This is a genomic window from Acinetobacter lwoffii, assembly GCF_024129595.1.
GTDB classification, from domain to species: Bacteria; Pseudomonadota; Gammaproteobacteria; order Pseudomonadales; family Moraxellaceae; genus Acinetobacter; species Acinetobacter lwoffii_O.
On record NZ_JAMXXS010000027.1, the window covers coordinates 25,266 to 39,009 of the forward strand.

10 protein-coding genes are annotated in these 13,744 nt (G+C 43.1%); 6 read left to right on the top strand and 4 right to left on the bottom strand.

Annotated features, from left to right (window positions below):
• Nucleotides 1-4 precede the first annotated feature (4 nt).
• The 3 genes from NI466_RS12000 to NI466_RS12010 are packed head-to-tail and all read right to left on the bottom strand — an operon-like array spanning nucleotide 5 to nucleotide 5,614.
• On the bottom strand, nucleotides 5-2,011 hold the full coding sequence (locus NI466_RS12000) for a M3 family metallopeptidase (protein WP_253173706.1): 2,007 nt from the start codon (nucleotides 2,009-2,011) through the stop codon (nucleotides 5-7).
• Nucleotides 2,012-2,031: 20 nt separating this feature from the next.
• Nucleotides 2,032-3,834: an ABC transporter substrate-binding protein gene (locus NI466_RS12005; RefSeq protein ID WP_005107727.1), complete on the bottom strand. Its 1,803-nt coding sequence runs from the start codon at nucleotides 3,832-3,834 to the stop codon at nucleotides 2,032-2,034.
• 22 nt (nucleotides 3,835-3,856) lie between these two features.
• Nucleotides 3,857-5,614, bottom strand: coding sequence for an ABC transporter substrate-binding protein (locus tag NI466_RS12010; protein ID WP_253173707.1), 1,758 nt, complete (start codon nucleotides 5,612-5,614; stop codon nucleotides 3,857-3,859).
• 745 nt (nucleotides 5,615-6,359) lie between these two features.
• On the opposite strand from NI466_RS12010, the gene NI466_RS12015 reads away from it, so the two are divergent.
• The 5 genes from NI466_RS12015 to NI466_RS12035 all read left to right on the top strand — a co-directional run bounded on the left by NI466_RS12015 (nucleotide 6,360) and on the right by NI466_RS12035 (nucleotide 11,692).
• Nucleotides 6,360-9,026, top strand: a complete 2,667-nt coding sequence (locus NI466_RS12015) for a TonB-dependent receptor (protein ID WP_253173708.1) — start codon at nucleotides 6,360-6,362, stop codon at nucleotides 9,024-9,026.
• 148 nt (nucleotides 9,027-9,174) lie between these two features.
• Nucleotides 9,175-9,876: an energy transducer TonB gene (locus NI466_RS12020; protein ID WP_086044090.1), complete on the top strand. Its 702-nt coding sequence runs from the start codon at nucleotides 9,175-9,177 to the stop codon at nucleotides 9,874-9,876.
• A 36-nt stretch (nucleotides 9,877-9,912) separates the two neighbouring features.
• Entirely contained in the window at nucleotides 9,913-10,812 is a 900-nt protein-coding gene (locus NI466_RS12025) for a MotA/TolQ/ExbB proton channel family protein (protein WP_171065881.1), read from the top strand.
• Between the two features lie 16 nt (nucleotides 10,813-10,828).
• Nucleotides 10,829-11,254 carry an ExbD/TolR family protein gene (locus NI466_RS12030; protein WP_253173709.1) on the top strand — a complete coding sequence of 142 codons (426 nt, stop codon included), beginning with the start codon at nucleotides 10,829-10,831 and terminating at the stop codon, nucleotides 11,252-11,254.
• A gap of 21 nt (nucleotides 11,255-11,275) precedes the next feature.
• The gene (locus NI466_RS12035; RefSeq protein WP_004279208.1) at nucleotides 11,276-11,692 is read left to right on the top strand and encodes an ExbD/TolR family protein; all 417 of its coding nucleotides are present in this window, start codon (nucleotides 11,276-11,278) and stop codon (nucleotides 11,690-11,692) included.
• Between the two features lie 57 nt (nucleotides 11,693-11,749).
• Here the strand turns inward: NI466_RS12035 and ftn are convergent, their stop codons facing one another.
• Nucleotides 11,750-12,214, bottom strand: coding sequence for a heteropolymeric bacterioferritin subunit Ftn (ftn, locus tag NI466_RS12040; protein WP_253173711.1), 465 nt, complete (start codon nucleotides 12,212-12,214; stop codon nucleotides 11,750-11,752).
• A gap of 342 nt (nucleotides 12,215-12,556) precedes the next feature.
• On the opposite strand from ftn, the gene NI466_RS12045 reads away from it, so the two are divergent.
• The gene (locus NI466_RS12045) at nucleotides 12,557-13,624 is read left to right on the top strand and encodes an SDR family oxidoreductase (RefSeq protein WP_253173713.1); all 1,068 of its coding nucleotides are present in this window, start codon (nucleotides 12,557-12,559) and stop codon (nucleotides 13,622-13,624) included.
• Nucleotides 13,625-13,744 lie beyond the last annotated feature (120 nt).

Here is a 13,744-nt window from a genome sequence, read left to right on the forward strand (position 1 = left end):
TTCCTTAATTTTTTCCAGAGATTTCATTAAAGAAAGCTTTGCTGTCCGGATCACGACCCAAGAAGTCTTTCACCATTTGCTCGCCATGCTTTTGTCCGCCTTGAGCCAGGACCGTATTACGATAATGCGCACCGACTTTCTTGTCCATGAGCTGATCACCAAAGGATGAAAGCATATCCAGGGCAATGACTTCAGACCACATATAGCTGTAGTAACCTGCCTGATAGCCGCCCATCAGATGCCCGAACTGTCCCGGGAACTGCTGACCGCTGACATAACCCAAGGCGGTCTTGCCTTCCATATCCTGCCAGAGTTTTAAAGGCTCAATGTTTTTTGCATCTTTACCATGCAAGGCCATATCATATTGGGCATATAAAGCCTGACGGGCATAATGCAGGCCTCGGCCGTAATTCTTCACATTCTTTAAGCGCTCGGTCATGGCAGCATCCACCCGAGGACATGCCGGCTCACAGTAATCTGCTACTTTTGACAAGGTTTCCAGACGACGTGCCCACTCTTCGTACATCTGTGACGGCGCTTCAACAAAGTCACGCTCTACCGAAGTACCAGATTGTTCTGTATAGCGGGTCTTCGAAAGAATCCCGTGCAAGGCATGACCCATTTCATGCACAAAGGTTTCCAGTTCATTGCTGTTCAAGCCCTTACGGTTAAAATTGGTCACCAGTACCGATACCGGACGACGCTGATTCAGGGTACTGCCGCCATAAGCTCCCCAGACAGCTGCATGCCCATATTTGCCTTCACGCGGGTATTTATCAACATATAATCCGCCAAGGAATTCGCCCGTAGCCTTGTCATGTACCGCATAATATTCCACTTCATCATGCCAGGCCTTGACTTTCACCGGCTTGAACTCAATGCCATAGAGTTCCGAAGAAATAGCGAATAACCACTTTTGCGATGCTTCTGTCGGGAAATAGTCCCGTAATTTTTCCTGGTCTACCTTGTATTTGGCCTGACGCAGTTTTTCACTCCAATAACCCTGATTCCAGCGTGTAATTTCTGCTTTCTCTAACGGAACTTTTAAAGTTTCAGCCTTGAACTGGCGTAATTGTTCTACATCCTGCTTTTCTAGAGGTGCAACTTTGGCATAAACCTCATCCAGAAAACCGTTCACTGCTTCCGGAGTTTTGGCCATACGGAATTCAAGCGCAGAATGGGCATAGCTTTCCTTGTCAAAAAGTTGTGCCATTTCATAACGCAGATCAATGGCTTTTTTCATGAATTGCAAGTTTTGTTCGGTCCCGCGACGCGTGTAAGCGGTCTGGTAGCGTTTGCGTGCTTCATCACTTTCTGCCAGCTCCATAAAAGGCTGGTATTCCGGATAATCAAAGCCGAGCAGATAATTGCCCTTTTCATTTTTCTTTAAATTTGCGATGTAACTTTCTGGCAGGCCTTTCATTTCAGCTGGAGTAAATTCAACCTTTTCAGGGTTATCCCGCACATTTTTGGAAAAGTCCTGTCCCAGTTTGGTACTTTCTTCAATAATTTCTTTCAGTCGTTTCTGTTTTTCTGCACTGAGTTGTACGCCGGTGTTCTCAAACTGCTCCAGAATATCTTCTAAAAATTTCTGATCAATCGGATCACTGGCTTTCAGTTTTTTGAACTGTCCATACAGTTTAGGATTCTGATACAGGGTGGTTTGGTATTTGCTGATTTTAAGTTCACAGTCATCGGCTGCCTGACGCAATGCAGGATCCGGATCGACATTACTGTACAGCCCTACTGCTGCACCGAAATCCCGGGCTTTGGCATGCAACTCATCCCATTCAGCCAGATAAGGCCCTGCCTTGGCTTTATTTTTAATTTTCTTATTTTCAAATATCTGGATATCTTTTTGCATGGAAGCCAGACTGGCATCACATAAAGACGGAATTTCTGCAGCCTTGAACAATTGCAGCAGCTGTACTTGGGTATCTGCCGCTACACCTTGATATCCCCCCATTATCATTAAACATAAGGTACTTAATTTTAAAGACTTTGATTTCATATTCATCTCCAGATTTTTTCTTACTTTTTCGTATTAATATCGATATACATCCATTCTGAAGACAGAATCGGATGAGACTTATGTCCAATAATTTGGGGGTGGGTCAAGGCGTTACGGTAGGTGCTATAGAGCATCAGGGTTGGCATGTTGACTTCGAGAATTCGGGTCATTTTGCGATAAAGCAGATCACGCTCAGGGCCTGGTGGCATACTCTGGGTTTGCTCGTAAAGACGGTCGAATTCAGGATGCTTGAAACAGGCATTGTTGGTGACATTGACATTCTTGCCATAGAACAACTGCATAAAGTTGTCAGCATCTGGATAATCGGCAATCCATGCAGAACTCTTGAACATGGTTTTACATTGCTTTTCCAGCTTGATGCCTTCAGCGAATGGCATGGCCTTACTGGTCAGCTGAATATGGATACTGTCCAGGGTCTTTTTCCAGAACTCACCCTGTTGCTGGCCCCGACTGGTATTCCCAGTAATCAGTTCAATCACCAGAGGTTTCCCTTCAGGCGTTTTCCGCCAGCCATCTGCACCGATCTTGTAGTTATAGCGGTCGAGCAACATATTGGCTGCTTTGACTGAATAGGGAATACTGCTTTTATAGGACGGTGAATAGCCTGCTACTCCTGGGGGAATAGGCATGTGCAGTTTTGCTCCATCTCCCTTAAGTAATACATTGATCATGTTTTCCACAGAAAATGCCATCGCCATGGCACGACGTAAGGCAATTTTTTCTGGCGCGAAACCACCCACGACCGGGTTTTGCATATTCCAGTAATGGTAACTAATGGAGGGCTCTAAAATACGTGACAGCTTCACCCCCTGCTGAGCCAGCTCAGGCTTTAATTTATCGCCATCGAGGGCCTGAACGACGATATCACCCTCAATTTCGAGCAAGTCCAGTTCATTTTTCTTAAATGCCAGCATCCGTGATTGCGCTTCTTCAATAACACGCACATCAATAGTGCCGATTTGAGGCATTTTTTTGCCCTGCATGGCTTTTACAATGGCCTGATCTTCTGCACCACTGGCTTTAAAGTCCCAGACAAAACCACGATAAGCTGGATTTGGTTTTAAGATCATCCGTGAGCCTGGTGTCCAGAGGCTGAGCACATAAGGACCAGTTCCCACTGGCCTATTCATGACCCAACCCGCCTTATCTTTATATTTTTCAATCACTTCACGAGCCACTGCAGCGGCAGGCCCATGTGCCAGCAACATCGGAAAGTTCTGATCCGGATTATTCAGCTTTAATACCAAGGTATAGCGGTCTGGGGTCTGAATACCTTCAAACGGATTTTCATAGGCTTTGCCATTCTTTTTGGTTAGGGCCATCCATGCGTCCAGCCCTTTAATTCGGCCATCCAGCAACCAGCTGTTCGGTGAATGCAGCTTTGGGTCCAGTAGACGTTTCAAGCTATAAGCATAGTCATACGAAGTCAGTTCACGTTTTTTACCGCCAAAGACCGGATCATTGGCAAAATAAATACCCTTTTTGATTTTGATGGTATAAGTCAGGCCATCCGCACTGACTTGAGGCAGACTGACCGCAGTCAATGGCACTAATTTTGCTGGCGAGGCCAGATAATCATAGGTAAATAAGGTTTCAAAAATCGCGGCATTAATTTTGGCTGAATAACGGTCCTGGATATAACCCGGATCAAAACCGGTTTCAGCTGCCAGAAATACTGTTTTTAAAACCTTATTCGGGTTGGCAGGATTGCTGGCCCATGTCGATGCACTCCCTGCCATCATCAAACCGGCCACTAACACCCCACTGGCCAGTTTTTTTAAAGTATTTTTATTCACATTCATACTGGTTCTTAATCTTCTCAAGTTATTTTTTAACAGGTTCAATATCCATATATTGCCAAACTGCTCTGGTCACCGGATGGGCCTTAAAGCCCTGTACATGCGGATGAATCAACCAGTTGCGTATACGGGTATTGTGCAGAATCCATGGATTATCGGCCTCCATCTGGCGGTTCATCTGCTCATAATATGGAGTGCGTTGCTGAGGCGGCAGTTTCATCGCAGTTTGATACAGCGCGTCATAGGCTTTAGAGGTATAGCAGCTCAGGTTACCTTGCTGGGCATTTGGGCCATACAGCAACTGGGCAAAGTTTTCCCCTTCCGGATAATCTGCAATCCAGGCGCCACCCCACATCATATGTTTGCATTGAGTGGCTTCTTTTAAATTGTCGGCAAAGTTACTGACTTTAAATTCAACTTTTACCCCGATTGCATCCAGGTTCTTTTTCCATAGCTCCGCAGAAATAACGGAAGAGCTTGAGCTAGTCGAGTTCATTTTCAGAACCAATGGTTTGCCATCAGGCAAGGTGCGGTAACCGTCGACTCCTTTCTTATAACCAAAGCGTTCAAGCAGCTTATTGGCCAGTAATGGGTTATAAGCAATACTGCTTTTATACTTCGGGTCATGTCCACCCACTCCCTCTGGCAAAATCATTTCAGCTTTATCGGCATGACCTTTGTACAACTGCTGGATAGCTTCTTTCTGGTTATAGGACAAGGCGAGAGCACGACGTAAGGCAATTTTTTCCAGTGAATTTCCACCAATTAATGGATCACGCATATTCATGATGGTATAGGTAATTTCCGGTTCTTTATTTGGATAATGCAGGATGCCTTTTTTCTTGTATTCACTTTTCAGCTGCTTATTTTCCAGTGCCTGTTCGGCGCCGCTCGCAGTGAGTTTGTCATAGTCCAGTTGTCCAGACTTTAAAGCCAGCCAGCGCGACTGTTCCTCTTCAATAATACTGATTTTGACCTTGCCAATTTGCGGCATCTGCTTGCCTTGCATGGCTTTGACAATACGTTGATCCCATTCGGAACCATCGCCCTTAAAGTTCCAGACAAAACCACGATAATTCGGGTTGGCGGTCAGTTCAATACGGCTACGCGGCACATATTTGTGTAATTGATACGCCCCTGTTCCAACCGGATGCTGACCTGCCCGATGACCATAATGTTCGATCACTTCCCGTGCGGTACCACTAAAAGCCACATAGGCCAGAATATAGGGAAAATTCAGGTCGGAACGGGTCAGGGTAATTTGTAAAGTATATTTATCTAGTGCTTTTAAACCGGCAATCGGTGCATCGTAGTTGAACTTGCCGGTTTTTTTAGCCTGCTGGATGACCTGCTCTGCCCTAAGGATTTTTCCCTCGATAAAAGAAAAAGATGGAGAGTGATTTTTGGGATCCATAATCCTTTGCATAGAGTAGATATAATCACGTGCCACCAGTTCACGCTTCTTGCCCTGAAATGCTGGATCTGGGCTGAAGTAGATTCCCGGTTTGACTTTAAAGGTATAGACTTTTCCATCCTGTTCAACCTTGGGTAAGGATTCGGCGGTATTTGGTACCAGGATTGCCGGCCGCGCCAGATAGTCATAACGTAACAAAGGTTCAAAAATGGCTTCAGCAACGCTACCACTATAAAAATTATAGGTTTTAACCATATCAAAACCATCATCAGGCGCTTCAAAAGCTAGGTTTAAAACTTTATCCGGATGTGCAGATGATTTTGCTAAGGCCATCCCCCCTGATGTTACTGCCATTGCTAAAACTGTCATCCTTAAAATTGCTGATTTCAAATTCACACCTATTTTTGTTTATTTAAATCATTAAAATGATTAAGGTTTTTTAAAAGCATTTAATCTCTTCTGATTTGCTTCATGTTTTTTTTATTTTTCAACATTCCGCCTATCTTATGAATCTAGCGTTTGAAAGCTAATTTCATGCCACTCTAGACTTTAAGTAACAATTAAGTTCTTTTTACAACAAAAAATATATTTTTATTAATCATTTAAAATAATAATAATAATTTAGGCAATGACTTAGATACTATCTGCAGTATTTACTGCATTAATCCTACAATGACTTTCACTTTATTGCACAAAAATAATTCGCTAGTGTGTCATTTTATAGCACATTCCAATTCAGCCATTCATAATCCAAAAAAATAAATCTATATTTTTTAATAACTAAGAATATGTCTAAAAATTAAACAACCACCCCTCATAACTCATATTCCACCTATATTAAAGAATCTAGAAATATCGATTAGTTCACATATTTTTCAATTAATGTTTAGAGTTAATCGATAAATACTGATTTGCAATATCATTTTTTCTTATTACTTCCAATACAGCTCATCTGTTTTCCCTGACGCACAAGTTCTCTCTTTCTAAGACCCTATAAATTAAGCATTTCTTAATATATTGAATATTTTTAGAAGAATTCTGACTAAGTTGGCACTTGCTTTGCTTAAAAAAAATACAGCATTATCTTCACACAACAAGAAAGGTGAACTTTACGATGAAAATAAACAAACTAGTCGGATCTATGGGGGCTCCAACAGTTGGCAAGACAATACTCAAGTTAAGTACGCTTACCTTAAGTATGATGTGTTTGTCTTTGGCATATGCAGCAGATGAACCAGAGAATTCCGCTGCACAACCTACCAAGGTTCAGAAAGTGACAGTGACGGGTTCGTCTATTAAAGGTGTAGCCGCACAAAGTGCCTCTCCTATTACTGTGCTTAAAGTCGAAGATCTGGTGAATCAGGGGGTCACCACGGTTGAAGAAGCAATTAATAAAGTAAGTGCTAACCAAGCTGGTTTTGCTGTTTCTCAAAATATTGGTAAAAGTAATACTTCAGGTTCTTCTGCCAACCTGCGTGGGATTGGTACTGATAAGACCTTAGTTTTATTAAATGGGCGTCGTTTGGCTAACAGCCCATTTAGTACTTCTGAAGTCAACCTGAATATTATTCCACTCGCGATGGTTGAGCGAATCGAGATTCTGCGCGATGGCGCTTCTGCGGTTTATGGTGCTGATGCAATTGCTGGGGTAATTAACTTTATTATCAAAAAAGAATACCAAGGTTTTGGTATTTCTGGTGGACTGCAAGCACCTGAAGAAAAAAATGGCGACAAATATGATGTCTCTATTTTCGGTGGTTATGGTGATCTGGATGAACAAGGTTTCAACGTTTACGGTGTAGTCGATTATCGTACTTCTGACATGATCATGGCCAAAGATCGTAAAGTCAGCCGTCGTGGTGGTTTGATTCCTGAACTCAACATGGCGATTGGTTCCGGTTCGGGCTTTCCTGCTAACTTGCAATCTTCAAGTCTAGGCATCGTTAACCCTTATATCAATCAGAACTGTAATAATGCCCCGAATATGTTTATCTCAGGTAGTCGCTGCCTGTTAAATACTCAAGCACTTATTGGCATTACCCCAGATGAAGAAACCTTTTCTGCTTTAGCCAAAGGTACATTCAAATTAACCGATTCATTAAATGCCGTTGCTGAATATATTTATACCGAAAGTGAAGTGACAACTTCAATTGCTCCAGATGTATGGGCTGGAACCCTTTCTATTCCAAATACCAGCAAATATTACCCTGGCCAAGGTATTACCCCAGGTATTGCGGGTCTTGCAGATTCAAGAGTCCCACTTTTTTTACGTTCACAGTCAGGTAACCGTGTTTCTCAATCAGTGAATGAATCAAACCGGTTCTTTGTCGGGATTGAAGGTGAAGTTGCAGGTTGGGATCTAAATGGTGGCGTAACTTATGCCAAAGGTGAAGCAACCGACAACTTCGTAAGTGGCTATCTGAACCAAAGCCAAGTTCAAGCTGCACTCAATGATGGCACATTAAACCCATTTGGTCCTCAGGCAGCTGCAGATGCTGGAAAATGGTCAACCTTTGATGCAGTTGGTCCTACAAATATGGCAAGCCTGGATTCTACCACTGTAGATTTCACTGTCAGCCGTCCGATCTATGAACTTCCTGCAGGTGAAGTTGGATTTGCATTAGGCGGAAGCTTCACAACTCAGGACTGGGAAGCCAAAGTGAATGCTGATCTTGTTCGCCAGGTTCCAGGAAGTGGTATTGACCCGAACAAGCCTTCAAGCTCCGGTGACCGCGATATTACTGCAGTATTTACAGAATTGCACATTCCGATCTTGCCGAGTTTAGAAGCTCAACTTGCAGCACGTTATGATGACTATAGTGACTTTGGTGACACTTTCAATCCAAAAGTATCTCTACGTTGGGAACCACTGAAAGAACTGATGTTCCGTAGCTCTTATAGCACTGGATTCCGTGCACCAAGTATGTGGGAAATTAACTCTTTACAAAGTGAAACCAATACCAGCACCAACTTTAATAACCCGCGTTTTTGTAATGCCGATGGCACAGCGAACAACATAGAGTTTGCTGATCAGTGTGGTATGCAGTTCAAGCGTAAACAAGGCGGCAACCCGGACCTACAACCTGAAGAATCAACCTCGTTTACAGCCGGTTTCGTGTATGAACCAATCAAGAATCTGGTCTTCACTGCTGATTACTACAATATCGACATCGAAGGTATAGTTGGCTCAGTTACGCCTAATGATATTTTTAATGACCTTGATCGTTATGGCAACCTGATTGTTTATGCACCAGATGGCCGTATTCAGTATTTAAATACCACAATACAAAATTTAGGTGGCTTAAAAACTGAAGGTATTGACCTCAGCCTGAACTACTTAACCCCAATGACTGCTACCGGCCGCTTCGGTTTCGGAATTGATGGGACCTATGTCATCAAAATGGATGAGCAAGTAGAGCCAGGTGGTGAATGGGAAGGTCTAGTCGGCATCTATGATGATCCTGCAGTCGTCCGCTGGAGACATATTGCCAATATCAACTGGTCTTATGAAGACTGGAAAATGAGACTAGAACAACAATATATCCGTGGTTATGAAGACTTTTCTCAAGAACGTGATGTAAGTGCCTATACGCTTTATAACTTTGCAGGCACCTATAGCGGATTCAAGAATTTAGAGCTAACTGCAGGTATTCGCAACATGTTTGATGCAGAACCACCTGCTTCTGATGCAACCAACAATGCTCAATATGGCTATGACCCTCGTCACGGTGATCCAATGGGCCGTACCTACTTCCTACGTGGTACTTATAAATTCTTTTAATTAATTACTTCGCAAACACTGCTGCCAAGCGGTGTTTGCGGTTTTCCCCGTTTAATTTTAGCCAAACAAAAAATAATGCTGCCTGTAACTAAAAAAATTTTCTCATCAGTGCACTATTTCCTGTTTGTCTTAAATTCTAGGAGTCATGATGGGCACAAAGTTTGAAGACTTAGAAAAAAACTCCGCCAAAAAACTGACTGGTATTGGGGTCGTTGTTTTTTTGCATATCCTGGTTGGCCTGGTACTCATGGCTGGTATGGCAAAAGACATTATTAAACCAACGGAACAGCCAGTTGAGCTAATGATTATTCAAGATATTAAGCCGCCTGAACCTGAGCCACCAAAAGAAACACCACCTGAACCACCAAAAATCGTGGAAAAAGTAGCACAAGTGCCTGAGGTGAAACCGGTTGAAAAAGTCGTTCCTGTACAGAAAACACTTCCAACACCAACCCAACCGACAACTGTTGCAGTACCTACTCCCGTTGCAGCGAGTCCTTCACCAAGTCCGGTAGCAGCACCGGCTCCAGTAGTCGCAGCCGCTCCAGCCCCAGCTCCTCCACCCGCTGGCGTAACTCGTGGTGTTTCACAAGGTGAAGCAGGATGTAAACGCCCAGACTATCCACGTGATGCACTGATGAATGAAGAGCAAGGTGAAGTCCTGATCTCTGTATATGTAAATACCTCCGGCAAGGTCCAGGATGCGAAGGTGAAAAAGTCGAGCGGTAGTCGTGCGCTGGATCGTGCAGCATCCAAGGCCTTCAGTTTATGTACTTTCAAGCCGGCAATGAAAAATGGCGAACCGCAAGAATCTTGGTATGACATTCCCTATGAATTTGTCCTTGACTAACAGATACAACAGATAAAGAAAAAAATCAGGAGATCCATGATGAAAAAATCACTAAAACCTTTAAAAAACATGACTGCTGCCGGTGTAATTGCCATGAGCACTTTATTACCTCTGCAAACAATTTTTGCAGAACAGTCCGCTACCCCCAATACCAGTGCTGTCACTGAAACAGCGGTAACAACACCTGCAACAGCGGCCACACCAACCCCGCCCCCACTGCCTGATGAAGCTAGTGATGAAAAAGCTGGATACAATCCTTATGGCCTAGAAGCCATGTGGAAAGAAGGTGATATTGTTTCGAAAATCACTTTGTTTATTCTGGTTGTCATGTCGATCGGCACCTGGTACATCATGATCAGCAAATGCCTACAACAAGGCAAGATTCGCAAACAGGCTAAGCAAGCTGAAAATACTTTCTGGGAATCTTCTTCTCTGGATAATGCCACCGAGAACCTGGATGAAGCCAGCGTCTACCGTTTTATTGCGGAAAAAGGGATTAAGTCAACCAAAAATCATGGCGGTACATTACTTGAGCGTATTGACTTCAATACCTGGGTCACCATTTCAATTTCACGTGCAATCGACAAAATCCAGAACCATCTGAGTGGCGGTCTGGCCTTCCTTGCGACAGTCGGTTCTACCGCACCTTTCGTTGGACTTTTCGGTACGGTTTGGGGGATTTACCATGCACTGACTGCCATTGGTGTTTCAGGGCAAGCATCCATTGATAAAGTTGCCGGCCCGGTTGGTGAAGCACTAATCATGACTGCAATCGGTCTTGCGGTCGCGGTTCCTGCAGTACTTGGCTACAACTGGTTAACTCGCCGTAATAAAGCAGTGATGGAAGAAGTGCGTACTTTTGGTTCTGATTTACACGCAGTATTACTCAGCGGTGAAATTACAACCAATAATCCTGTTAATCGTGACGTGAAGTAAGAGTGAGACATCAGCCATGGGAATGATGGTCAATTCAAACGACAGTGATGATGAGGTAATTGGAACCATTAATACCACACCTTTGGTTGATATTATGCTGGTTCTGCTCATTATCTTCCTGATTACTGTACCGGTTGCCATTCATACCGTACCAGTCGATCTGCCAGAAGAAAGAAATGTACCGTATGAAACCAAGCCAGAAAATGTTCAGTTGGCTGTCAATAAAACTGGCGATATTTTCTGGAACGAAATCTATATCGCAGATAAATCAGTTTTACTGAGTCGTTTACAGGCAGAAGCCCAGAAACGTCCGCAGCCTGAAGTGCATATTCGTGGTGATCAGTTAACACCTTATGAAGCAATTGATCAGGTGATTAGTACTACCCAACAGGCCGGTATTGGCAAAATTGCTTTTGTCACCACTCCGCCTGCTACACCTTAAGCACAAAGAAGGATTAAGTTTATGGGTATGAATGTTGGTTCAAATCAAGACGATGATGTGATGTTAGATGTCAACATGACCCCATTGATTGATGTCATGCTGGTCTTGCTGATTATGTTTATTATCACAATTCCTTTGCCGAATAACTCGATTAATATCGATCTACCGAATGGAACGCCTCCTGTAACCGATGAAAAACCGCCTGAGCTGGTGGAATTACGTCTGGATGCACAAGGTAAGATTTTCTGGAATGAACAGCCGGTAGCAAATACCCAAGCTCTGGAAAACTTATTCAAGACAGTAGCGCAAAAAGCGGATCAGGATCAGATTAAAATCAAGGCGGATCGTGCCACTGAATATAAACATATCGCTATGGTCATGGCGGCGGCTCAACGGCTGGAAGTCAAAAAAATTGGCATTATGAGTAATAACAACTAAGCATTTTCAACATATAAAAAAACCCAGCAGATGCTGGGTTTTTTTATTCATCCGGTTTTACATCTGTGACTGAATATAATTTTGCAGACCAATCAGTTCGATTAAGCGCAATTGTTTTTCTAACCAGTAAGTATGGTCTTCTTCGGTATCCGACATTTGCTGGCGTAACATATCACGGCTGATATAGTCACCTTTCTCTTCACACAGTTTGATGCCCTGCGCCAGTTTTTCCCGCACATAATATTCAAGTTTTAGATCGGCTTTCAGGCAGCTCACCACATCCTCGCCAATCTCAACGTCATCGCGCTGCATGTTTGGCGTTCCTTCAAGGAACAGAACACGACGGATAATCGCATCCGCATGCTGGGACTCTTCTTGCATTTCGTGATCAATACGTTCAAAGATTTTGGTCAATCCCCAATCTTCATACATACGAGAGTGAATCAAGTATTGGTCACGAGCAGCCAGTTCGCCACCGATCAACATATTTAAATAATCTACGACTTCTGGATTTCCGCGCATTTGAATAACTCCCTACCTGTATTTTGCTATTATGGCGAAAAGCAATTGAATTTGCAAAGCTCAACCATGGTTAAATATTTGATTTTTATATAATTAAAATGAGAAGTACTTGCATTTACACTTTGTTCTTAATGAAATCCCATTTATAAAACAACACTTTGCACTTTCATTACGCTTGGCAATAACCTAAAACTGGCGAATAAACACATGCGTTAAAATTTGTAAATCTTAATTTTGAACAGACAGATTCATTCTTTTTGTATAAACATCACTGCATTGGCGTACTTCATGCTTAAATTTCGCTTATCATTCACACAAATTTAAAACAACAACGGTTCCGATATGACACATCCACAAACAACAGCGCCTGTTCTGGTTACCGGTGCATCGGGTTATATTGCCAGCTGGGTTATCCAGAAATTACTCACGCAAGGCTATACCGTACATGCCACGGTGCGTGACCTGAATAAAAGTAAGAGCTTTGCTCATTTAGAAAAAATTGCCGACAGCACGCCGGGAACTCTCAAGTTATTTCAGGCCAATTTATTAAGTCCAGGTTCTTTTGATCAGGCCATGCGAGGTTGTGAAATTGTCTTTCATATGGCTTCGCCTTTTGTGGTCACCAATTATAAAGATGCAGTCAAAGATATTATTGAACCTGCGGTGTTAGGCACTGAAAATGTACTGAATAGTGTCAATCAGACCGAATCAGTGAAACGCGTAATCGTCACATCGAGTATCGCATCCACCTATGGCGATGCCATTGATATTCTACAGACTGAAAATAACAGTTTTGATGAATCACATTGGAATACCACCAGTTCGGCCACGCATCAACCTTATCCTTATTCCAAAGTCATGGCAGAGCGTAAAGCCTGGGAAATGGCTGAAGCGCAGGATCGCTGGGATCTGGTCTGTATCAATCCTGCACTGGTTTTTGGTCAATCCTTAACGCCAAATACCCAATCCGGTAGTGTGGAAGTTCTGCAACAGTTTGCCAATGGCATGACTTTGCTTGGCGTTCCACCGATGTGGAATGGCGTGGTCGATGTTCAAGATGTCGCTGAAGCGCATATCCGTGCTGCGTTTAATCCGGAAGCGCATGGCCGTTATATCATTTGTAGTGAAAGCTTGAGCCTGCTGGAAATGGGCCAAATTCTGCGAGCACATTTTGGCAATAAGTTTCCCTTCCCGCGCAATCAATTGCCGAAGGCAGCCTTTAAACTGTTCGGGCCTGTAGCAGGTTTTAGCCGTAAATTTGTAGAGCTGAATATGGGTTATCCAATTTTCTTTAATGCGCAAAAAAGTAAAGATGAGCTCGGCATTGAGTATCGTCCGGTGAAAGAAAGTCTGGTTGAACATTTCCAGCAGCTACTCGATGATGGTGTCGTGAAAAAATATATTCCTTAATCTTTTTATGCAAAAAGCCACCCGAAGGTCACTGCTGTCCCATAGTTTGCTTTAAATAAAAAAACCTGAGTCCTAACAGTTAAAATATGAGTGCAAACAAACACTTTAACGACCAGGATT

What these genes read in the sequence shown, in the direction of transcription:
- NI466_RS12000 (WP_253173706.1), bottom strand. Translation starts at nt 2,011, where the DNA reads ATGAAATCAAAGTCTTTAAAATTAAGTACCTTATGTTTAATGATAATG.
- NI466_RS12005 (WP_005107727.1), bottom strand. Translation starts at nt 3,834, where the DNA reads ATGAATGTGAATAAAAATACTTTAAAAAAACTGGCCAGTGGGGTGTTA.
- NI466_RS12010 (WP_253173707.1), bottom strand. Translation starts at nt 5,614, where the DNA reads ATGACAGTTTTAGCAATGGCAGTAACATCAGGGGGGATGGCCTTAGCA.
- NI466_RS12015 (WP_253173708.1), top strand. Translation starts at nt 6,360, where the DNA reads ATGAAAATAAACAAACTAGTCGGATCTATGGGGGCTCCAACAGTTGGC.
- NI466_RS12020 (WP_086044090.1), top strand. Translation starts at nt 9,175, where the DNA reads ATGGGCACAAAGTTTGAAGACTTAGAAAAAAACTCCGCCAAAAAACTG.
- NI466_RS12025 (WP_171065881.1), top strand. Translation starts at nt 9,913, where the DNA reads ATGATGAAAAAATCACTAAAACCTTTAAAAAACATGACTGCTGCCGGT.
- NI466_RS12030 (WP_253173709.1), top strand. Translation starts at nt 10,829, where the DNA reads ATGGGAATGATGGTCAATTCAAACGACAGTGATGATGAGGTAATTGGA.
- NI466_RS12035 (WP_004279208.1), top strand. Translation starts at nt 11,276, where the DNA reads ATGGGTATGAATGTTGGTTCAAATCAAGACGATGATGTGATGTTAGAT.
- ftn (WP_253173711.1), bottom strand. Translation starts at nt 12,214, where the DNA reads ATGCGCGGAAATCCAGAAGTCGTAGATTATTTAAATATGTTGATCGGT.
- NI466_RS12045 (WP_253173713.1), top strand. Translation starts at nt 12,557, where the DNA reads ATGACACATCCACAAACAACAGCGCCTGTTCTGGTTACCGGTGCATCG.